Annotated in this window: 21 protein-coding genes; 13 read left to right on the top strand and 8 right to left on the bottom strand. The window is 46.3% G+C overall.

Annotation, left to right across the window (positions count from 1 at the left end; all coding sequences use genetic code 11):
• Nucleotides 1-413 precede the first annotated feature (413 nt).
• Nucleotides 414-2,267, top strand: coding sequence for a sensor histidine kinase (locus tag TTER_RS05215; RefSeq protein ID WP_012874982.1), 1,854 nt, complete (start codon nucleotides 414-416; stop codon nucleotides 2,265-2,267).
• 1 nt (nucleotide 2,268) lies between these two features.
• On the opposite strand, the gene TTER_RS05210 is transcribed toward TTER_RS05215, so the two are convergent.
• From TTER_RS05210 to TTER_RS05200, 3 genes are all read right to left on the bottom strand, one after another.
• Nucleotides 2,269-2,622: a response regulator gene (locus TTER_RS05210; RefSeq protein WP_012874981.1), complete on the bottom strand. Its 354-nt coding sequence runs from the start codon at nucleotides 2,620-2,622 to the stop codon at nucleotides 2,269-2,271.
• Nucleotides 2,623-2,637: 15 nt separating this feature from the next.
• Nucleotides 2,638-4,062 carry a sensor histidine kinase gene (locus TTER_RS05205; RefSeq protein WP_012874980.1) on the bottom strand — a complete coding sequence of 475 codons (1,425 nt, stop codon included), beginning with the start codon at nucleotides 4,060-4,062 and terminating at the stop codon, nucleotides 2,638-2,640.
• 72 nt (nucleotides 4,063-4,134) lie between these two features.
• Nucleotides 4,135-5,160 (bottom strand): DnaB-like helicase C-terminal domain-containing protein, encoded by a 1,026-nt coding sequence (locus TTER_RS05200; protein ID WP_012874979.1) that lies wholly within the window; start codon nucleotides 5,158-5,160, stop codon nucleotides 4,135-4,137.
• A 201-nt stretch (nucleotides 5,161-5,361) separates the two neighbouring features.
• Here TTER_RS05200 and TTER_RS05195 point away from each other — a divergent pair, with 201 nt between their 5' ends.
• The 12 genes from TTER_RS05195 (at nucleotide 5,362) to TTER_RS05140 (ending at nucleotide 17,246) form a co-directional block, all read left to right on the top strand.
• Nucleotides 5,362-6,813 (top strand): hypothetical protein, encoded by a 1,452-nt coding sequence (locus TTER_RS05195; RefSeq protein WP_012874978.1) that lies wholly within the window; start codon nucleotides 5,362-5,364, stop codon nucleotides 6,811-6,813.
• Nucleotides 6,814-6,928: 115 nt separating this feature from the next.
• The gene (locus TTER_RS05190) at nucleotides 6,929-7,147 is read left to right on the top strand and encodes a Flp family type IVb pilin (RefSeq protein WP_041424366.1); all 219 of its coding nucleotides are present in this window, start codon (nucleotides 6,929-6,931) and stop codon (nucleotides 7,145-7,147) included.
• A 93-nt stretch (nucleotides 7,148-7,240) separates the two neighbouring features.
• Nucleotides 7,241-7,432, top strand: a complete 192-nt coding sequence (locus tag TTER_RS05185; protein ID WP_012874976.1) for a hypothetical protein — start codon at nucleotides 7,241-7,243, stop codon at nucleotides 7,430-7,432.
• Nucleotides 7,433-7,460: 28 nt separating this feature from the next.
• On the top strand, nucleotides 7,461-7,892 hold the full coding sequence (locus tag TTER_RS05180) for a TadE family protein (protein WP_049822959.1): 432 nt from the start codon (nucleotides 7,461-7,463) through the stop codon (nucleotides 7,890-7,892).
• 10 nt (nucleotides 7,893-7,902) lie between these two features.
• Nucleotides 7,903-8,310 (top strand): TadE family protein, encoded by a 408-nt coding sequence (locus TTER_RS14650; RefSeq protein ID WP_012874974.1) that lies wholly within the window; start codon nucleotides 7,903-7,905, stop codon nucleotides 8,308-8,310.
• Nucleotides 8,311-8,327: 17 nt separating this feature from the next.
• Nucleotides 8,328-9,779, top strand: a complete 1,452-nt coding sequence (locus TTER_RS05170) for a TadE/TadG family type IV pilus assembly protein (protein WP_148211891.1) — start codon at nucleotides 8,328-8,330, stop codon at nucleotides 9,777-9,779.
• Nucleotides 9,780-9,874: 95 nt separating this feature from the next.
• Complete coding sequence (gene cpaB, locus TTER_RS05165; RefSeq protein WP_012874972.1) at nucleotides 9,875-10,651, top strand: Flp pilus assembly protein CpaB; 777 nt, start codon at nucleotides 9,875-9,877, stop codon at nucleotides 10,649-10,651.
• A 26-nt stretch (nucleotides 10,652-10,677) separates the two neighbouring features.
• Nucleotides 10,678-11,940, top strand: coding sequence for a CpaE/TadZ family protein (locus TTER_RS05160; RefSeq protein WP_012874971.1), 1,263 nt, complete (start codon nucleotides 10,678-10,680; stop codon nucleotides 11,938-11,940).
• A 20-nt stretch (nucleotides 11,941-11,960) separates the two neighbouring features.
• Nucleotides 11,961-13,379 (top strand): TadA family conjugal transfer-associated ATPase, encoded by a 1,419-nt coding sequence (locus TTER_RS05155; protein WP_012874970.1) that lies wholly within the window; start codon nucleotides 11,961-11,963, stop codon nucleotides 13,377-13,379.
• A 13-nt stretch (nucleotides 13,380-13,392) separates the two neighbouring features.
• Nucleotides 13,393-14,403, top strand: a complete 1,011-nt coding sequence (locus tag TTER_RS14645) for a type II secretion system F family protein (protein ID WP_012874969.1) — start codon at nucleotides 13,393-13,395, stop codon at nucleotides 14,401-14,403.
• Between the two features lie 5 nt (nucleotides 14,404-14,408).
• Entirely contained in the window at nucleotides 14,409-16,334 is a 1,926-nt protein-coding gene (locus TTER_RS14640) for a VWA domain-containing protein (protein WP_169302624.1), read from the top strand.
• A 180-nt stretch (nucleotides 16,335-16,514) separates the two neighbouring features.
• Nucleotides 16,515-17,246, top strand: a complete 732-nt coding sequence (locus tag TTER_RS05140) for a response regulator transcription factor (RefSeq protein WP_012874967.1) — start codon at nucleotides 16,515-16,517, stop codon at nucleotides 17,244-17,246.
• Here TTER_RS05140 and purL read toward each other — a convergent pair.
• Genes purL through purB form a run of 5 tightly spaced genes read right to left on the bottom strand, consistent with a single transcriptional unit; the run spans nucleotide 17,243 to nucleotide 22,589 of the window.
• Nucleotides 17,243-19,453, bottom strand: coding sequence for a phosphoribosylformylglycinamidine synthase subunit PurL (gene purL, locus TTER_RS05135; RefSeq protein ID WP_012874966.1), 2,211 nt, complete (start codon nucleotides 19,451-19,453; stop codon nucleotides 17,243-17,245). The two genes, TTER_RS05140 and purL, sit on opposite strands and share 4 nt — an antisense overlap.
• A complete protein-coding gene (gene purQ / locus TTER_RS05130) occupies nucleotides 19,450-20,151 on the bottom strand; it encodes a phosphoribosylformylglycinamidine synthase subunit PurQ (RefSeq protein ID WP_012874965.1) in 702 nt (233 codons plus the stop codon). The genes purL and purQ overlap by 4 nt, the downstream gene beginning before the upstream one ends.
• Nucleotide 20,152: 1 nt before the next feature.
• Nucleotides 20,153-20,410, bottom strand: coding sequence for a phosphoribosylformylglycinamidine synthase subunit PurS (purS, locus tag TTER_RS05125; protein WP_012874964.1), 258 nt, complete (start codon nucleotides 20,408-20,410; stop codon nucleotides 20,153-20,155).
• Nucleotides 20,407-21,297: a phosphoribosylaminoimidazolesuccinocarboxamide synthase gene (locus TTER_RS05120; RefSeq protein ID WP_012874963.1), complete on the bottom strand. Its 891-nt coding sequence runs from the start codon at nucleotides 21,295-21,297 to the stop codon at nucleotides 20,407-20,409. The genes purS and TTER_RS05120 overlap by 4 nt, the downstream gene beginning before the upstream one ends.
• Nucleotides 21,294-22,589 (bottom strand): adenylosuccinate lyase, encoded by a 1,296-nt coding sequence (gene purB, locus TTER_RS05115; protein ID WP_012874962.1) that lies wholly within the window; start codon nucleotides 22,587-22,589, stop codon nucleotides 21,294-21,296. The genes TTER_RS05120 and purB overlap by 4 nt, the downstream gene beginning before the upstream one ends.
• Nucleotides 22,590-22,631: the final 42 nt, after the last annotated feature.

Genomic DNA, 22,631 nt, shown 5'->3' with positions numbered 1-22,631 from the left:
CCTATTCCAGACGTTTTTCAGGAATTAATAGAGCCAAACAAAGACCTTCTTCGTTATCACAGCTATCTACATCTACGATCCAATAATCCTCTCACAGATCTTTCCGGTATAAGAGCTTTTTCCCGTATTAAGATGTACGAGCGCAATATCTTTATCTAATAAATCGCAGCTTTGCTAACAAAGTTATAACTCACTTCTGCTACAAAACTATTGAATATTAAGTTTCTAGTGAGTTACCACTTAGCAACAGAAGAGAATCTCAAAATCTAGCTAACAATATCAATGACTAATATGCAGGAGGGGGCAAAACATATAGTACTAAAGTAACATACCCATCAAACCTAGCTAGCTCATATACTTCTCTCAAAGCGTTGTATACAACTACAGCTCTTGTTAAATTGTCCGAGATTTATATGTGCATAGATAGTGACAACTACAACAATGAATACAACCAGATAATTCATGAATATTTCATAGACGTTGTGGAAATCAATACTGGTACGAAAGTATATGAGACGATTTTACAGATATGTAATACCCTCGGATTCAAGGGGTTTACTATCATGGAGAGGAACAAGGAAGGAATTTCAATAAGAGTTCCAGCTGAGCTTAGAGGTCAAATACAAGACCGAGACCTGGATAAACTTGCTAGGGATATCTTTTATCACTCCAGGCAAAAGGCACCCACCATCAAGAGCGCACACGTCATAGATAATACAAGTAACATGTTAGTTACTTTAGGCAAAGACAAATATGTAGTGCTTCTCAGTGAGAAAGCCAATTCTTTACCAATCTCACCTAACAGCCTAGAGGCTATACTACAAAAGCTCCTGGACTTGGACAGAGAACATTGCTTACGATCTCGTTTGCTCGAGATCGTATTAGCTCTGAACGAAGCCTCGGATCCAAAGCAACTATTGGTAAAACTATATGAGAAGCTTGTTGAATTCGGCGAACACTTAGCACTTGCAATCAATATTCCTTCTCAAGAGACAATAGTTTACTATCCTGAAAATGAAGATATACCCAAGATCATAGCGGATGCTAAAGATGCCCAAGTACTTGGGAACATCCTGAAGTCTTTTCCCATATCTAAGAAAAATGCCTCTCAAGACAGCATTGGGACCATATACGTACTGGTCGATAGCGTGTCTGCATCTAGCCCGATATATATGGAGTTGTTAGAAGTTGTTGAACTACTACTGCCGCACCTCTATGTATGGGTTAACAAATACCTTCAAGTTCATAGGATAGAGCTAGAAACGGAGAAGAAAAACCTCATATTCAACGCTAGCTCAGATGCCATCCTCGTCTTCTCAGATAACAGGCTAATCCAGGTAAACCCTGCCGGTAAAAAGCTGCTGGGAATAGATCAGTTGGGCGAACATCTGCAGGATCTCGATAAGATATGTGACGTCGGAATAGACGAGATTCTAAATCTAGATTCTCCTAGCATCATTAGAATTGAGACTTCTATAGGCATTAGAGAGTTGGAGGTTAGAAAACTCGAGCCAGAGAATCCCAATGACAACCAAAAAATTATTACTATGAGAGATGTCACTGAGCAGAGAGAACTTGATAGAGCTAAGAGTAACTTTATATCTATGGTTTCTCATGAGCTCAGAACCCCTCTTAACTCCGTACTAGGATTTGCTAACGTCATACTCAGTGGCGCTACCGGCCCTCTATCGGATAGACAAAGAGAGTTCCTTGAGTACATACAGGCAAGCTCAAGACATCTAGTGCAACTGGTTAGCGACATCTTGGATCTATCTAGGATGGATGCCGGGACCTTTACATTACACAAGAGTAAAGTATTACCTGAGATCATAGCCAAACAGGTTGTCTCTCAGCTCTCAGGATTAGCAGCGGAACAAAACATAGAATTAGCTTTCCTATCCGACAAGAAGATTCCCAAAATCGAGGCAGATGGGAGAAGAGTAGAACAAGTACTGATTAACCTCGTAGGTAATGCGATAAAGTTTACCCCTCCTGGGGGAAAGGTGATCGTTAGGGTAAGAAACCAGGGGGATCACGTGCTTTTCAGCGTTAGCGATACTGGTCCAGGTATCTCTGAAGAGGACATGGATCGCATCTTTGAGCGCTTTTACCAGCCGATCATGAATCCCCAAGCAGCAACAAAAGGAACAGGGCTTGGTCTAGCGATAGCAAAATCTTTGGTTGAACAGCACGGAGGTAAAATCTGGGTAGATAGTACTCCTGGCCAAGGGGCAACTTTCTACTTCACTCTTCCCATAAAACCTTAGACTATCTGAAGCCTCGTCGAACTCGGACAACTAGCTCCTCCATGGAAAAAGGCTTTGTTATGTAATCATCTGCACCTCTTTCTAAGCCTGCAGCAACTTCTTCTATACCAGCTAAACCTGTGACCATAATGACAAAAGTATCACACAATAAAGGATCAGATCTAATGTTTTCAAGGATATCGTAGCCGCTTATAGAAGGCATAGTTATATCGAGCAAAACAACTTCCGGTTGGAGACGTCTTATTGCTTCCATAGAGTTAGAAGGATCCACGGCCAAGGCTTCTATATCCTCGCGGTCCAACATCTCTACTAGAAGTTCACGCATTTCTGGTTCATCATCTACGATTACTACCATGTAGGCATTCCAATTCTAGCTAGTTAAACTAGCCAAACTCCTTCTCTTATTAGTAGAGTAGTTAGTATTACCCGTTGTCTCTAGTAATAAGTGCCTAGGGAAAGTTATACAGAATATAGAGCCCTTTGGTACGTTGTCTTCAACCCAAATCTTACCGCCATGAGATTCCACTATCATACGGGCAAAGTAGAGACCTAGACCTGCACCAGATACATCCCCAACGTTGCTACCCCGAGAGAAAGGTTCAAATATCAGTCCTTTTTCTCGGGGTAGTATACCCTTACCTTGGTCAGATATTTTTATAAGCAGCCCATCGGCTTCTATCGTTTCGAGATGTACAACTACCTGCGTCTCCTCAGGAGAATATTTGAGACCATTATTGATGACGTTAGCTATTGCCTGTTCTAGTAAAGTGTGATCAGCAAAGACCTCGAATTTTTCCACTTGGGAATAAAACACTACCCTTTGGGAAGAATGTGTAACTTCAAACCTGTGTACAACCTCTCTTACTAGCTGTACCAAATCGGTATCATGTTGATGCAAGCTGAGAGATGTACCAGTGCTGCCGTGAGCAATACGATGAAGTAAATCAACTATGCGTTCGGCCTGTGAAGTCATGAGATCTACATGATGCATAACCTTTAGTGGGATAAATTCTCGATCCTTCTTGATCAACTCCGCACATCCCCTAATTACGGACACTGGAGTACGTATCTCATGGTCGGCTATCCTCAACATCTCTTCCCTAGCTTGAAGCAGGGCTCTTTTACGTTCAAACCTCTCCAGATTGGTAATATCCCTCAGGATCAAGAGCATATCCCCCGAACCTAGCAAGTCATTTATCCTATATACCGAAAGCGCAGCACGATGCTCTTGCCCATCCTTTCCATCTAAAGTGACCATTAGCGAACTTTCAGAGTTACGGGCAGCAATCTGTTCCAGATCAGCTTCTAACCCACGATCAGACAGCCTGAGGAGATCACCTATTGATCTCCCCTCAGCTCTGTCATCTAACATCAATATCCTTCTAGCAGCTTCATTCATCATCTTGACGCGCAGGTTGCTATCTAAGAGCACCATGCCATCTGTGGAACTGTTAAACATCGCATTCCAGCACTGAATAGCACTCCTTAATTTCAGATCCTGCTGCACACTAAATTTGAGAAGCACAACTCCTGAAAGCAGCACCATACAAAGGAGGATCAAGGCCAGCATTAGAAAGTCCTGTAGCCTTCCACGCTCCAGGCCATCCTTGAGGGTAATTAGAAATATAGCTCCCGAGGCAACCACTATCATAAGGCTGGAAATAAAAACTATAGGAGCAGGAGAGGAGATTATCTTTGCCTTACCAAGTGTTAGGACAAGAGCAGCTATACCAGCCAAAAGTAGCATGATGGCTGCCCAAGTAATAGTATCACTGTAAGATAGCAACAGAGTCATGCATTTAGCATACTGCCTTTATCTGAAAGGTAGATTAACAAGGCAATGTTGGCACATGACAGAAAGGTGAATCTACTCTATATGAACCGTGTCATCAACTAACGGCTCCGGTACAGCATCACCCGAGGGATCGAACATGGAGAAGTTGAACATCTTCTTGAGCTGAAAATCTATCAGATCTCTTCCCAACCTGTTCTTCTCTATACTAAATACCACCCAGCCTGACATCTGTATCGCCTTGTAAGCCGTAAGATCAACTGCCTGCCTGGAGACAATTCGACTCTTTTCGTTCATTACTACGATCAAGTCGGCTTCGTACAATAGAGCTGATGACCCTCTGAGGTGGTAAGACCTGAGCCTCCGCGCACGGATACCCTCTTTATCAGCCGCGACGATAGCTAGGATCGGGACCTCACGACTCAGTGCAAGGTCCTTAAGCCCCTCAACTACCTTTCCAGTTCTATCCTCTTCGCTCAGAGCACGCTCGTTGCTATAGATCTTTTGAAGGTAATCGATCACCAGAAATAGCCTCTTGCTTCCATTAGATATATGCTCATCTACTAACCTTGAAATAACATCGAGGTCAGTACTGGCAGAAGAAGCCTTTGCAATCCTGAACCTGGAGGCATAACCCTCCATCTTCTCGAGAGCCAAACGACCATATTGATCGCCCTCAAGCTTTGCTAATGCACCAGATGGAGACCTATTGGCCGATCGAAGCTCATCATATAGATCTGACAACCTTAATCCCACCACATCGCCATTGGGTAATTTACGTGTGCTTTCCATAGATATCAGCCTAAGCATCAGCTCCTCTTCGGAATGCTCATAACATATATAGATCACATCTACCCCTTCGATAGCCATATTGCGTGCTATCTGAAGAGCAAAAGTGGTCTTACCAGCACCTTCTCCTCCACCTAGCAGGAAGAGGTTACCCCTCCTAAGCCCACCTGCAATTCTCCTATCCAGAGCACGAATACCAGTTGGGTAACACTCAGAGGCGGTTAGGTTACCTTGCAACGACCTACGATGGAGATCGTCCATTAGCTCGTGAAGAGAGAAAGCTGTGATAGAAGTACCCTTTGTGTTCAACATGTATGATCCAACTCCTAAGCTTGAGTCTAACAGGGGATAACAGTTCTTTACAATAAGTAATCGCCCAAAATGACTAAAGTGTCATGATTTCTAAGTGATCTTTCATCTCTTTCTCACAATAACCGCTAGCTCTAAAGTCATTCTCAGAAGCATACTTAAGCTTGCTACAGCAAAGTCCTAGAGATTAGGGAAAGATTTGTAATGTCTGGAGATAACAAAGGAGCAGGTAGATATTTTTTCTCACCTGTCGCGGCTATCCTGCTGATAATGGCTTTCTACTCCAGTTATCTCTCGTGGCAGGACTACGATATTTATTGGCATTTAGCTACTGGAAGAGCTGCCTTAGAGCAAGGAATAAGCCCTTACATTGATCACTTCTCTTGGTCTGCTGACGGCCAGAGAGTAATAGCACACTATGCCCAAGTAGACAAACTTCTGTATCTAATCTGGAGTCTGATGGGATACAGGGGCTTGCAGATCTTCTCAGGACTTGGAATGGTCCTTACCCTGCTACCCTTAGCCCTGCTTATTAGCAGATTCACCCTGCACCCACTATTAGAAGCTTCTATGTTGTTGCTTTCAATACTGGCAATATTTCCGTACACAGGAGCCAGACCTCATGTAATAGGATTCATGTTGTTCAGCTTGCTGGTGTTGATGCTAGACCTACCATTTACACCTAATAAGGCAGTTATCAGCGGCCTTATCTTGGGATTGTGGGCAAATGCCCATGCTACATTTCAGGTTGGCTTTGCAATAATGACCGTTTCCGCCTTAGTGTGGCTTACATCGAAACAGATAAAATCCGGATTACTAGCTTGCGCATCAATCCTGACGGGGATATTACTATTTCTCCTTAATCCCCAATGGAATATTCTCTGGCGCTGGCCTGCAATGCAGTGGACTGGAGCTTATACCCAACAGTACAACCTAGACTGGACTTCTCTCCAACCACTTAAGTTATCGCTCCTTCCTACAGCTATATTGCTGTTAGCGGCATGCTCTCTGGGCATACTTAGGTGGGAACCCAGGGCCATCGGAGCCTTAGGACTCATACTTCCCACTATCCAGACAGCTCGTTATACATCCTTTTTGATACCCTTGCTAGTTTACTCAATACTGCTCTCGCTTACTGAAAAAAGAAAGCTTAAAGCTCTCTTCACACATGGGCTATTCGCCAACCCAATAATCATTAGAAAGGTAAGTGTGTTGTCAACAGCTATTCTCCTGGCCAGCATTCTTGTACTATCGCTACTTAGAACGCCAAGCGCTACAGATAGCAGTAGCTTCACTTTCCCAAGAATGGCTGTACAAGAGCTAACTGCTTGTGGTAGCCCTGCACCTGTGTGGAACGATTATAACTGGGGCGGCTTCATAATCTGGGAAACAAATGCCTCCTATCCGGTGTCATTTGATGGCAGAGCCGAGGTGTTATACAGCAAACAGCTTTTCCAGAATTATCTGAAAGTTGTCAACCAGTCACATGGTTGGGAACAGATAGTACAACAATCTCCTGCACGCTACGCAATATTCCCCGCTCACTCATCACCAGCCTTTGAACGAATCAAAGGTTGGAGGTTGGTCTACAAAGATGAAACTGCCGTTATATATGCTCGACAAGATGCCATATGGCGGTGCAAGGATCGTATCTAATCTAACAGAACTGTTATGTAATCTGCTAGTCGCATTCATGCATTGTTCAGAAGGCATCAATATACTGAAGATATCAAGCGGGAACACCCCAAATATAAAACAAAAGGAGACGGAAATGCAGAAGCTAAACGAGTTGTATGTAAGGTTGATGACCGAGGTGAACCTTGCCCTCGAGTCAGCCATGAATCCCAGGGAAGGCCAGGGCATGGTAGAGTACGCACTTATCATCGTACTGGTAAGCATCGCAGCGATTGTTGCACTGGGATTGCTCGGTGGCCAAATAAGCAACGTATTCCAGAGGATCACACAGACTCTATCAGGATCGGGTAGCTAATCTCAGGTTCAGCCCCCTAAGCTAAGGGCCAGCTGTACTTACAGCTGGCCCTTAGCCATAATCTCCACAATAACGAGCCAGGAGAATTTTAGGATGAATCTACAAAACCTATCTCGTAGGATCAACCAACTACCCGGGAAACTGCTCCTGGCAGTGGAGGGCCAAGGACTTGTGGAGTACGCTGTCATTATTCTAGTGGTAGCGCTAGTGGTATTTGCAGCTCTTGATCTATTTGGGCAAACCCTATTGACCTACTACTACAGAGCAGTAAACGCTTTCCCATAAAAACATACAGGACAATCTTAACTTGAGTATGTACGAGTATAGACAGGCACCAAGGAAATGTAAGGCGTTAGAGGGGCAGTCTATAGTAGAGTTTGCTCTGATTTTACCAGTGTTGCTGCTCATCACCCTGGGTTTGCTGGATCTAGGTAGGGCTTTCTACTTTCAGGAAACCATTACCAATGCCGCTCGCGAGGGCGCTAGGTACTATTCGCTCCACACGGATCAAAGTGGGCAGGCTATATCGATAGCGGTAAGAGAGGCTGGCGCCTTAGGACCATATATAACGGTCACACCCTCAGGACCTACCGTAGATCCCAGCACGGGTGACAGATATGTGAGCGTTACAGTGCAGTATAACTTCAAGCTAATAACGCCCTTGGTGCAACAGCTATTAGGTCAGAACATAAACCTGAGAGCCACCAGCAGGATGCCAGCAGCACAGATCACACTAAACCCTTAGGCAGGAGCATATGAGCAGAAGCATTATAAGGAACAATAAACACCTGCCAGGACAAGCGATAGTCGAATTCGCTCTGACTATCCCTATTATGCTTCTGCTCATAATGCTTACCGTGGATTTCGGCAGAGCCATTTGGTACTACAACGCTATAGCCAACGCAGCTAGGGAAGGTGCACGCTACGGGATAGTCAAATCACATTCAGATGCCGAGATCATCAACACGGTGCTACAAAAATCTACCGGGGTGCCACTCTCGAACTCAAATGTAACGATCACACGCTCCGGTACATCCCCCAACGGCAGCATCAAGGTGAGCATAAGCTACAACTTCAGGCCTATAACCCCTTTGGTATCCAACCTGATCCCAGGGGGCCAAATAAACCTTAGGGCAAGTTCGGAGATGTCACTGGAACAATGAAAAGTGTGAGAAGACCAATGAGTATAAGAGCTAGAACTGGAAAGTTATTTGTCCCAAGAAGCGGGCAATCCCTCGTACTGTTCGCGCTACTATCGGTAGTACTAATAGGTTTCATCGCTATGGGAATAGACCTGGGCATGGCTTATTCACAGAGAAGGTTCATGCAAAACGCTGTGGATGCAGCAGCGCTCGCAGCTACTAACCAGCTTGCCGACAACCTGCAAGGTACCAGTGACGGCAGTTGGACATTTCTGGTAAACGATCAAAATATAAGGGATACGGTAAGGAGATACATAGATGCCAACAGCGGAATAACTCCTCCAGGATCATCTTATGGAGCGGCAGGAGGTTGTTCAAGCGGACCATTTTGCATTGAGTACCTTAATGTCAATAAGAGCCTCCTAGCCCGAAGCCCGACATCAAACGGCCAGGTACCTAGCGGTACAGCTATAGTAAGGGTGAACATCAAGCGCACCTACTCTACATTCCTTGCCACTGTCCTAGGAAGAAATAAGATGTCGGTCGGAGCTACAGCGGCAGCACAGATATTCCCAGTTTCTAAGCCCAAGTACCCACCAACCGGGGTATGGCCCATGGTTCGCAAGTACACTGGAAATGCTCTAACTGAGTTTCCCACAAACGGTGCTTGCCCCCCACCTGTAGTGTTTTGGTCACCAAACGACTCGGGATCAACCGTGGGAGACTTCAAAGGGCTGTTCTATGTTGGCAAATACTCGGCATATGTACAGGAGTTGAATTATGACCCCTCAAATAAAGTCGCCGGTACTATCCCAAATCACGTGCAGATGATTACTGAGTTCCTCAGCGATAACGACGATCCGTATGGAGATACCGAGGGACCTCCAGCTAACCTGAACGGTAGCGACGTGCATGATTCATTAGTGCAGTGGTTCAGAAACGGGTTGAGTATCAAGCTAACCGCTGGAAGCTATATAGCCCCACCTTCAGACGCTGACAACGAGCCTACTATTCCAAGCTACAGTGGAAAACTCTCAAGCTGGCAGATAAACCGCACCTCCACCTATTCCAACTATGGAGACAAGGTAGAGGTTATTACCGGCAATCTTGGGAACAACATATCAGATGCCATGAAGGAATATGTGCACAACCATGTAGTAGGTAAGGACTCGTGTGGAGGCAACTACGCACTAGTAGCAGTATATCTCTGGGATAAGGCAGAGACATTCCAAAGCTCGAAGAGCTCAACTCAAAGGGGTAAATTTGTCACTCTGACCGGGTCGGGAGGAGATGTAAATAGAGTAAGTCTCAGGGATTGGAGGATATACAGGTTCTACGATCCCTACCAGCCCAATGCATCAAGCTATCCGGTCCAGAGCTTTACTAGCAGCTCGGAGATAAAGGGCTACTTCCCTTCCATATCGGTGAATGCGCCTCCACAGTCTGGCAACCCGTCACCATTTCAGAATACCGTCAGACTCATAGACTAATAGCTAGCCTAATCTGAAAGAAAAGTTAGGAAGGAGCAACTAGCTAGTCAGGGATTATTTAAGCTGCAGGGCTATCCTGTAATTAGGAGGTACCTATGCGTAAGAGAATTGGAATTTTACTGATGATAGTTGGGCTAGCTCTGGCAGCCTTTGCCGGACTTACAGTAATCAACGTCACTAGGGCAGCTAGAGAAGCCAAGCCTGTAATAAAACAGGTACAAGTAGTAGTAGCAGCTCAGGATATAGCTCAGGGAAGCCCTATAACAGCATCGATGCTGGAAACAAAGCCATTTCCAGCCGACTTTGCTCCGAGCGAGGCTGTAAGTAGCATAAATGATGCTGTGAACCGCTATAGTGCTACGAATATCGTCAAGGGGCAGATAATAACTCGCCCTCTATTATCAGATACTAAGCAGGTAGGCAAACTTGCCCTAAGCATACCTAAGGGTAAAGTAGCGTTCGCACTACCTGCATCCGATCTGCTCAGCGGAAACGGGCAGATTCAGCCCGGGGACAGGGTAGATGTATTGGTCACCTTCTTCGTCAAGATGACATCTATAGGGCCAGATGGACAGACATCCGATGAGGAAAGAGCTACAACTCAAACCACGCTGCAAGACCTTGAAGTACTAGATGTGCTTGGTACTGGTGCAGGTAGCGACGGAGGTAATGCCAAATCTCCGGCCGTAGTGCTGTTAGTTGATCCCCAACAGGCAGTGACACTCAAGCTTGCCAAGGATAGCGATAAAGCAGTGATAGATCTAGCACTACGCGGATCTTCCGATGACCATAAGCAGCATGAGACGGATGGTGAGACCGAGGATTCCGTGATCGTGAAGTATAAGTTCCGCAAGCCAGAGCCTGTGAAGTAAAAAGCGAGGATTAGAGGTATAAAGAGATGCCAGAGCAAACTTCTTTGATGTCACTCAAATGCTTAGTTTTGGATGACTCTGTAATTTATGCAGAGGCTATAAAGCAAATGTTGGCCTCTGAACCAGGTATAGAGATTATTAACTCACACACCAGTTTTGGCGAAGGAGTAAGGGCCGCCAAGAAACACAAACCTGATATAGTCCTGCTGGCAGGTGATACTCCAGGAGTGTCATCTATAGTTGAGTCCCTCGATTCCTCAGTCCCAGAGATCCCAATCATAGTATTGTTCAGTAGCGAAGAACCGGATCTGGCCAGAGAGTGCATATTAGCTGGAGCGCAATTATGCCTCTACAGCCTCGATGACCGTAATGAGTTAGTAGGTTCTATCAGAAGGCTAGTAGCGAGAGAGAGACGCAGAAGAACCCAGATCGTAGCTCAAGCCACGGGAGACCAGCCCAGGTTAGCTAGAGTTCTAACCTTTCATAGCGCAAAAGGTGGTTCAGGCACCACCACAATGGTAGTGAATACAGCTATCTCGCTTGCACAGCTCACCAAGAAGAGAGTCGTAATTGTGGATGCAGCCCTTCAGTCAGCGGATGTTGGTGTCTTACTCGATCTGGATCACCCAACGAACATAGCTGATCTAACACCTCACATGAAGGAACTAGACGAGGACCTTCTATCAGAGATTATGGCAACACATAGCAGTGGAGTGAAAGTACTTCTAGCTCCAGCTCAGATCGAGAGATCTGAGCTGATAACAGAAGAACAGTTTCTTAGGATAATCGGTGTCCTACGCAAGGCAGCAGATTATGTACTCATAGATACTCCACACATCTTAGATGCAGTCTCGATGGCAGCGCTTGACACCTGCGATCAAATAGTCGTGGTCAGTACTCCTGAAGTAGCGGCACTGCGTAATACTGCCCGCTTCCTTCAGCTAACCTCACGTCTAGGATATCCGCAGGAGAAGATATTCCTACTTATCAACAGGGCTGGAAGTAAAGGTGCAGTCAACCTGGATGATATCAAGAAGCATATAAAGTACGAGATAGGGGCTACTATCCCATCGGGTGGCAAGAAGATGATATCAGCAACTAATACAGGTGTGCCGGTGACCATGGAGAAGGGAAAGTCTTCCATGGCTAAAGCCTTTATTACGCTGTCTACAAAGCTTAGTGAGGGCGAACTCGAGTCCAGACGTAAGAGAACAGCCAAGATAATTAGCTGGATACGCATTGGCAGAAAGCAGGAAAAACCCAATCCAGCAGTTGCGCAAAACACCTAGATCGTATAGGAGGCTAGAGTATGCCCTTTTCGATATCAGATCGACTCAACAGAAATAACAATCAAGAACCCAATAACAACGGGTACACACCCCCCGACGGAAAGACCACGAGCACAAGCGACAGCTCTCCTATTCAGACCATCGTAACACCGCCTATTACAGAGAGTGCGTCCCAGAGAGTCAATTGGCATCAGATCAAGTCTCTCGTGCAAAGAAGATTACTTGAGGAGGTGGATCTCGGAGGCAATATCGATGCCGAAAACATAACCACAATTCGGCGCACTCTAGAAGGCATGTTCAACGAGATACTAGCTGAGGAGAATATTCAACTCCCAAGGCCTGATAGGGTAAGACTCTTTGAAGCTATATCGGCCGAGATACTCGCCTTCGGGCCTTTAGAGCCTTTACTACAGGACGAGACTATTACAGAGATCATGGTAAACGGCCCAGATCATGTCTGGGTCGAGAGGAATGGCCGACTTGAAGAAACCAATGTCAAATTCGATAACGAAGAGCATGTACGTAGGATCATAGAGCGTATAATAGCCCCTCTCGGTAGAAGATGTGATGAAAACTCCCCTATGGTAGATGCAAGACTACCAGACGGGTCCCGCGTGAACGCAATCATACCTCCCCTATCGCTAGTGGGACCAGTATTAACCATTAGAAAGTTCTCAGCTGATCCCCTTACCGTAAACGATCTGCTTCAATTTGGCACCCTTACACCGCCCGTGGTTGAGTTTCTCAAAGCCTGTGTTAAAGGCAGGCTAAACATGGTAGTCTCTGGTGGCACAGGCTCAGGAAAGACAACCTTATTGAACGTGCTTTCGTCATTTATTCCCGATAACGAAAGAATAATAACCATAGAGGACGCAGCAGAGCTACAGCTAAGACAGAGACATGTTGTCAGATTGGAGAAGAGACCTCCAAATGCTGAGGGCAAGGGAGAGATTACGATCAGAGACCTAGTGGTCAACTCACTTCGTATGCGTCCCGACCGAATCATAGTTGGTGAGGTAAGAAGCGGTGAGGCCTTGGACATGCTCCAAGCGATGAACACAGGGCATGATGGTTCTCTAACGACGCTACACTCCAACTCTCCTAGGGATACACTTGCGCGATTGGAAACCATGGTGTTGATGTCAGGCATGGATCTGCCGCTTAGAGCCATCCGTGAGCAAATAGCTTCGGCCATCGATATCATAGTGCACCAGGAAAGACTACAAGATGGTTCCCGCAAGGTAGTCAAGATCAGCGAGGTGCAAGGCATGGAGGGGGATACCATAGTCCTGCAGGATATATTCGAGTTTAGACAGTATGGTATGGTTGGTAGGCAAGTTGTTGGAGAGCTAGTCGCAAAGGGCACCAGGCCAAAGTGCCTTGAGAAACTCGCAGCTCACAATATTCACGTACCACCATCCATATTCCAGGCATCGTAAAAGGGAGCAAGAAGTGGCCAACCTGGATATTATCTTCACTCAGCCAGAAAACTTAGCCGGCGTAACTGTAGCCCTAGGAATTTTCTTGATTTTCCTAGGATTAACTCTATACATAAAGCATAGGAGATGGCAGGAGAGATTACATCAGCTAATAGGCAGGCATCTTGAAGCTACTAGTTCGTCTCAAGACACTTCACCCGAGATCTTACCGCAAAAAGCGCTACTCAGCTGGAGAATTAGAGAGAAACTAAAGGATCTCATAATCACCCCCAAATTCCGAAGAGAGTTACTAACAGCGGGGCTGGGCATAGCAGCCGATAAGTTCATATTGGTCCGTCTGGCTGGTGCGCTGCTATGCTCCTTCCTAGTAATGCTGCTTATTCCAGGTAACTATCCCCTGTTTAGGACCATAGCAGCGATTTTCGGGTTGATAGCTGGCTACCAACTGCCCAGAGCTTACCTGGCTCTGCGCCGAAAGAGAAGATTAAGCGCCCTGGAGAGGCAACTTCCAGGCGCTATAGATGTCTTGGCTGGAGCTCTAGAGGCGGGCTCTAGCCTTGCACAAGCAATGATGCTGGCGGCCAGAGAGATGTCTAACCCTATATCTGATGAGCTCATAAAGGTAGTGCGTGATCAGGAGTTGGGACTTAGCCAGGAGGAAGCTCTCAGAAGAATGCTGGAAAGGTGCCCCAGTGAAGATTTGGACATGATGATAACAGCAATAAATATTCAATATAGAGTAGGCGGTAGTTTGGCTCACGTTCTGAAGTCGATCTCAACTACGATCAGGGAAAGGCTGAGGATCAAGGGAGAGATAAAAGTCCTAACCGCGCAAGGTAGGATTTCTGCCTATATAGTCACAGCAATACCATTTCTGTTGACCGCAGTCATATTCCTTCTGAACAGGAGCTACATAATGCCATTGTTTACTACGAACATGGGAAGAATAATGCTGGCAGTTGCCCTAGCTGGCATTATGATGGGCTATTACATGATGAGGCGGATAATAGCTATAAAGGTCTGATGATTATGAAAGCACGTATACCTGCAACAATTAGCCTGATCTTAGTGATCCTTACTTTTTACTCATACTTCACTGAGGCTCTAGCTGCAAATTCTGGAAATACAGTTAGAGTAAGCATCAGAGAGGTCTCAACTACATCACAACCCAAAATCGTCATGACGCTCTCTGCGAACAACTCCAAGGGTCTACCAGTAACCGACCTAAGTGCAGATGACTTTATCGTAAAAGAGAACGGGAAAGAACAATCCGATATAGCTGTCTATCCCTTCTACCAGAACCCTGATCCTATAGATGTAGTACTGGCTCTAGACACAAGTGCAAGTATGAATGACGACGCATTCACAGCTGCCCAAGATGCAGCTTACGGCTTAATCAATGGACTATCGCCAGAGGACAAGGTAGGCTTGATAACCTTTGATAAGACGGCAAGGGTCATCGAGCCTTTGGCCCAGGATCATGCAAGAGTACAAGAATCTATTCAGAAACTCAGCCGAAGTGTGGGCACTGCCCTATATCAAGGACTATCACTGGCAGCTCAGGAGGTAGCTAAGGGGCAGAACACTAAGGCAATCGTGTTGATGACCGATGGCTTCAATACTTCAAGAAACACTACTTTAGAGGAAGCCGTAGCCAAGGCCCAGGAAGTAGGGGCATCTGTGTTCACGGTCGGATTCGGCAAAAAGGTAGATACACAAGGATTACAGAAAATAGCAAATGAGACTGGGGGGGAATACTTCTCAGCTCCAACTAACGCCCAACTCAGAAGAGTATTTGCCGATATATCTCAGAAACTTCATCAGGAATATAGGCTATCATACACATCCTCAACCATATCAAAGGAAGGCGAGAAGGTAAAAGTAGATATCTATCTTAAATCCTCACCTTCTTCTCCGATATATAGCTTCTCTTACAGCTATGCTAGCAGGACAAGTGAAGCTAGCAGCACACAACCAATCAGGGTAGGCAATCTGCCAGTGATAAACCCAGGCAAGCCAGCAGGTGAGGTACCACCTCCACCAGTGAGCTTACCCACACTAGGGATAATTGCTGCAAGTGGCGTCCTATTTCTAGTCTATGGGTTGGTTTTAGCTCAAAGGCCAAGTCCTATACAGAGAAGACTTAAGAAATTGCTGCATGAAGAACATCAAGATACACCCCCAGAAGTCTCAGTCACGAAAAAGAAGACTTCCATAGTAGACCTGATCAAACCACTGGTGCCTTTAGTCTCGGTAACGGTAGTTAGATGGATTCCTGGTAAGTGGCAAAGGTTCATTGTAGACAAACTGATAGCTGCCGCCTATCCCCATGGTATTCGCCTAGCACATTTCATTACAATACAGGTTTTGCTGGGACTAACTGGCTTAGTACTAGGACTGTTACTAACTCACAACCTAATATTGGGGCTGGTACTACTAGCTGCGGGAGTATATTTGCCCCTATTCTGGCTCTCTCGGGAAATCACACAACGCAGGCGAAGGATTTTACTTCAGATGCCGGACGCCCTCGACCTTCTCACCATAAGTGTGGAGGCTGGACTGGGCTTCGATGCTGCTATGTTGGAGATCGTTCAGAAATGGGACAACGATATAGCTAGGGAATTTGCATTGGTTCTCAGCGAGATGAAGCTTGGCAAGAGCCGTAGGGATGCCCTTAGATCCATGGCCGAAAGAGTACAGCTTGACGAGATGAAGTTACTCGTAAGCTCCATCGTCCAGGCAGATGAGATAGGAGCTAGTATAGGTAGAACCTTGTCTATACAATCAGAACAGATGCGACTTCGAAGAAGGCAAAGGGCTGAGGAGTTGGGACACAAGGCAGTGATCAAGATAATCATACCTATGGTGCTATTCATATTCCCGGCTGTATTCGTAGTACTTCTTGGACCTGCTATCCCAACCATCTTGAATGCACTGGGTAACATCGGTAAGTAGAAATAACTCCACATGACATCTAATGGGCAAGAGGTCATGTTCGAACCTCCTGCCCTTCTTGCCTTTATTCCTCACTAAGACTAACAACTAATAGTAACAGATGATAAATATAACTAATAATGTCTTATACTGTATGCGTGGATGCCTATAAAGCCTGTACAAGAGTGCGAGGGATACAAAATGCAACCACGCAAGGCACTAATATTAGCTGTCGATGATGATCCTCTAACAGGAAAACTGATAGATTTCCTGTTGGAAAATGAAGGTCACGAGGTTGAAATTGCTGCCGATCCGAGTCAGGCATTGAGAGCACTAGAACAAAGGACGCCTGACCTTATACTTCTGGACGTTCAACTACCCAGGATGGATGGATTCACCCTGCTCAAACACATAAAGAAGCAATATCCCGAGATGCCTGTAATCATGCTCACCGCTCGTGCTGAAATGCAGGATAAGCTTACTGGGCTTGAATCTGGGGCTGATGATTACGTGGTAAAGCCATTCGAGCCTGCAGAGCTGGTAGCCAGAGTTAAGTCTGTTCTCAGGCGAGCCAACCGTCAATTGGCGGCGACCATGGATATGCTAATAGTGGAAAACGGCATCGAGCTTAACATACCAGACTTGACAGCTAAGCTGCCCTCCGGGGAGAAGGTTACCCTGACTCCAATGGAGATGCGCATACTACAAAGGTTAATGTCCAGTCCTAATAGAGTTGTGTCAAGAGATGACCTAGCTATGTACGCTGCCGGATACGTTGCTGATACATCCAGCAACCAGATAGATGTTTACATTGGGAGGATTAGGAAAAAACTAGGAGACGATCCTAATGATCCCAAATACATAGCAACCATTAGGGGTAGTGGATACAAATTTCTGTCTCCAGACAGGCTACGTAACATGAGGCAGAATTAATGCCCCTTACTATCCCACCCAAGCATGCTTGGAATAGCCTGGTCGTACAAATCGATGAGTTCGCCTACAGGAAGCTTGATGACATCACCAATAATCAAGGCATCACCACCTACTACGCCAATCCGCTCGAATTGCACACCATATTGACCGCACAACTCGGTTAGCTCTTCTTCCTTATTAGTAGGAACCGAGACAAGAGCCCTGCCATGCCCCTCGCCAAATAGATACAAGGGGTTAATCTGAGGCTTCCAATTGCTAGCATCAATACCTGCACCACCTATGATGGCCATCTCTGCCAATGCTACCAACAGTCCACCATCTGATACGTCATGTGCAGCACTAATAACTCCATCTTGAATGGACTCTACAAGTAGCCTGTGGAGCGATATTTCCTTATCAAGATCGCAAACTGGCGGATGACCTGACTCCTCATTAGCAACCACTGCCAGCCATTCGCTAGCACCTAAAGTAACTTGCTGAGATGTATGTAGAAGGTAAATGGCATCCCCACTCTTTGCACCCGCCGAAACAGAGCCCGAAGCTGATTCTATAAGCCCCACTAAACCTACTACTGGGGTTGGATATATAGCTTTATCGTTGCTCTCGTTATATAAGCTAACGTTTCCGCTTACTACGGGTATTTGCAAGCGCCTACAAGCATCACTCATACCGAGTATACACTCTCGCAATTGCCAATAGATTTCTGGCTTCTCAGGATTACCGAAATTCAAGCAGTTCGTCATACCTATTGGTACTGCCCCGACACAAGCAAGGTTACGGGCTGCCTCAATTACAGCTGCCATACCCCCACAGTAAGGATCCAGATAACAGTACCTGGGGTTACAATCCATTGTTATAGCCACACCTTGACCATGAGGCCGAACACGCATAACGGCAGCATCTGCCGATCCAGGGCCCCTCACAGTACTAGTGCCAATGGTATGATCGTATTGCTCCCAAATCCAGTGCTTGCTGGCTATATTGGGGGAAGAAAGCAACCGTATTAGATCTGATTCGGGATCAAAGTTCACCTGACCAGAAAACTTAGAGTCCACATCGATTGAGGCTTTGTTTATGACCTCAGGAGATGGAGTGGCTTCTCTCACATACTTAGGAACATCTTCTGTTAGTAGCCTGATAGGTAGCTCACCTACTATTTCATCTCCATCACGCACTCGGAGCATACCATCAGACGTGACTAGACCAACCACATCAGAATGAAGATCCCATTTTTCGAAAACCTGTTTAACTTCTTCCAGACCTTCAGGACGGACTACTATAAGCATCCTTTCCTGGCTTTCGGACAACATAACCTCGTAAGGGGTCATACCAGACTCCCTACGAGAGACCTTAGAAACGTCTATCTCCACACCACTACCAGCACGACCAGCACACTCTACAGAACTGCTCGTCAAGCCGGCAGCACCAAGATCTTGCATACCCACCACGTATGGAGAGTCTAGCAACTCCAGACAAGCTTCCATGAGAAGCTTCTCCATAAAGGGATTGCCTACCTGAATTACCCCTTTGTGACTAGCATGTGGGTCATCCACCGAGGCAAAAGTGGCACCGTGGATACCATCCCTACCTGTATCAGCACCTACTAACAACAATAGGTTTCCTGGGCTACCAGCTTGGGCACGGACTATCTTATTTATGTCTGCCACACCAATGCACATGGCATTAACTAGAGGGTTCCCATTATAAGAAGGATGGAACCAAACCTCTCCTCCAACTGTGGGGATACCTATGCTATTGCCGTAATCTCCGATCCCTTTAACCACTCCTGCAAGTAATCTTCGGTTCTCTGGTTCACTAAGAGGTCCAAAGCGCAGAGAGTTCAACAAAGCTATGGGTCTGGCTCCCATGGTGAATATATCTCTTACTATGCCACCTACACCCGTAGCCGCACCCTGGTAAGGTTCGATTGCGCTCGGATGGTTGTGAGACTCCACCTTGAACACTACGGCCAAGTTATCATCTATAGCTACGGCTCCAGCATTTTCACCAGGACCCTGTACGACTTTCTCGCCTTCTGTGGGGAAGTACCTAAGTAATGGACGGCTGTTCTTGTATCCGCAGTGCTCGCTCCACATCGCACCGATTATCCCAAGTTCTAAGCGATTGGGCTCCCGCCCTAGCAACTTGACTGCAGTGCGATACTCTTCCTCGGTAAGAGCAACCTCACGCAATTCTGCCGCATTCATACGAGCACCTCTTTCAAGGCCACCGCAAGCGACATGAAGATACGTCTTCCATCTGCAGACCCAAGCAATCGATCTGCGGACCTCTCAGGATGCGGCATAAGTCCCAGCACATTGCCAGCCTCGTTGGTGATGCCCGCAATATTCATAACCGATCCATTGTGGTTAAACTCGGGTGTTACCTCACCGTTAGGGCCGCAGTATTGCAGAGCTATCATGTCGTTTTCCAACAGATAGTTCAAAGTGTCTTGATCTGCAAAGTAATTGCCCTGGCCATGGGCTATCGCCAGGCGTAAAACCTCTCCTTCCCGTAAGGAGGAGAGCCAAGGAGATCTATTGCTCTTTACACGTACGTGAACTAGAGAGCATCTAAAGAGAAGATTCTTGTTTCTTATCAGTGCTCCAGGGAGTAGATGTGCCTCAGTCAGTATTTGAAACCCATTACATATACCGATAACAGGCCTTCCTTCGCTTGCAAACCGAGTTACCTCGTGCATTATCGGCGAGAACCTAGCTATGGCTCCGGCGCGGAGGTAATCACCATGGGCAAATCCTCCGGGAAGTATAAGGGCACTCACACCATGAAGGTCATGCTCTTTATGCCATATCATTACAGGCTCAAATCCCGGTATCTCTCTAAGTGCATAGTAACAATCCCAATCGCCATTGGAGCCTGGAAAGGTTATTATGCCAATGCGCACATCATTCTCCTTTGGAGACTTCGATCTTATAGGTCTCAATGATAGTATTAGCCAGGAGGCTCTCGCACATCTCCGCCAGTCGCCTCCTGGCATCTTCTTCTGTAGGGCTGTCTAGAATCACATCAATATGTTTACCCACGCGTACGCTGGTTACCTCTTCAAAACCCAGTGTTTTCAGCCCCTCGTACACAGCAAGTCCCTGAGGGTCGTTTACGGAGGGCTTAAGAGTCACAGTTACCTTGCCATGCCAACGGCTCAAAGCTCAAGCTCCTTCCCCGTAAGCATCCTGTAAGCCTCTAGATAGCGTTGCCTAGTCGCCTCTACCACTTCATCAGGTAACTCTGGTGGCTGAGAATTCTTGTCCCATCCAGATTGAGTTAGCCAGTCTCTGACGTACTGCTTGTCAAGGCTCGGCAATGATTCGCCAGGCCTGTATTCGGACTCCAGCCAGAATCGAGAGCTATCAGGAGTTAGTAGCTCATCTATAAGAGTAAGCTGTCCATCAACAAAACCGAACTCAAACTTGGTATCAGCGATGATAACTCCACGAGTCTCTGCGTAGTCCCTCCCATCCTGATAGAGCTGTATGCTTATATCCCTAAGCTGAGAAGCCAAATCAGAACCAACCTCAGACTCAAGAATTTCATAGGTTATGTTCTCATCATGTCCCTCTTCGTTTTTGCGAGCAGGTGTGAAAATGGGCTCTGGCAGCTTATCTCCATCCCTTAATCCTTCAGGCATAGGCTTGCCAGCTACTGTCCCCTGTTTCTTGTATTCTGCCCACCCACTACCTGTGATATAACCTCTAACCACACATTCATAATCAATTCTATTGGCCTTTTTGACGATCATCGATCGTCCTCTAAGGACATCACTATATGGCAAAAGATGAGAATAGTTATTTATGTCATCAGTAATGAAATGATTGGGAACAATATCCGCCAACTTTTCAAACCAGAACACAGATATCTGGGAAAGAACCTTCCCCTTATCAGGTATCGGAGTAGGTAGAACCCAATCGAAAGCACTAATCCTATCTGTAGCTACCATTAGAAGAGAGTCGCCTAGATCATATGTGTCTCGAACCTTGCCCCTATGTATAAGATTTATTCCAGGTAGATTAGTCTCTGTTACTGCCTTGCTCAAAGTTTCACCCCCAGACGTTCAAATCCTGTGTAAATGTACTTAAGATGCGGCTCCAAGCTGAACGCTTCTCTTAATCCCGACTCGCCTAGGAGATTCATAACACGCTCATCTTGACGGAGAAGATCGGCAAAGTTCTGCCCTGTTTCCCAGCTCTGCATGGCGTATTTCTGGATCAACTTATAAGCCTCTTGCCTATCCATACCAGCTTCAACCAAAGCTAGCAATACCCTCTGAGAGAAAACCAAACCTCCGGTCATATGGAGGTTATACAACATTCGCTCTGGATAAACCCTGAGCCCTTCAAGGTTATCCCTCATGAGGACAAGCATGTAGTGAACCAGGGTACAAGCACCCGGGAATATTATCCTTTCCGTAGAAGAATGGCTTATGTCTCTTTCGTGCCAGAGAGCTATATTTTCCAGAGCAGTGAGCGCATAGCCACGAAGGACTCTAGCTAACCCGCTGATTCTCTCCATCTTTTCCGGATTGCGTTTATGAGGCATAGCTGAGGAGCCTTGTTGCTTTTCACCAAAAGGCTGTTCAGCCTCCCTAACTTCAGTACGTTGCAGGTGCCTTATCTCAGTTGAATGCCTTTCAAGCACTCCCCCAATCAGAGCTATAGATTGCAAGAAATCAGCATGTATGTCTCTACCTATAACCTGAGTAGCTACTGGTGCCACCTTAAGCCCGAGTTTACTTAAGGCACGTTCCTCGACTGAAGGCGGTATATTAGCATGCGTGCCTACCGCACCTGACAGCTTACCTATCCTTACACTTTCTACGGCAGAGGTCATGCGAGCCCGCACACGCCTCAGCTCATCTAACCATACCAACATCTTGTATCCGAAGGTGATTGGCTCGGCGTGCACACCATGAGTGCGCCCTATCATTGGGGTATCCTTATATTTGACAGCAAGATCGGTAACTACTTGTTCTAGTTCCGACAAGGTCCGAAGTATGAGCTTACCCGACTCAACCAGGAGCAGGGATAAGGCTGTGTCAACAACATCAGAGCTTGTCAGCCCGAGATGAATCCACCGACGCTCAGGGCCAACCGTTTCGCCTACAGCCCTAACGAAAGCAATAACGTCATGATCAGTTTCTTTCTCGATCTCTTTGACTCTTAGAGGATCTACAGATGCATGTTTGAGTTTTTCTAGGTCCGACTGCGGTATAACGCCTTCTTCCGCCCACGCCTCGCATACTGCAAGCTCAACTCTAAGCCACTGATTAAACTTATTCTCCTCGGACCAGATAGCACCCATGTCCGGGAGGGTATATCTGTCTATCAAGAGAAATCTCTCCAATAGCTAGGTTAAGCAATTGAGCTCAGA

It is taken from the genome of Thermobaculum terrenum ATCC BAA-798 (assembly GCF_000025005.1).
GTDB lineage: Bacteria > Chloroflexota > Chloroflexia > Thermobaculales > Thermobaculaceae > Thermobaculum > Thermobaculum terrenum.
The sequence above is the reverse complement of the archived record's forward strand: the minus strand, read 5'-3'. Positions and strand labels throughout refer to the sequence as shown.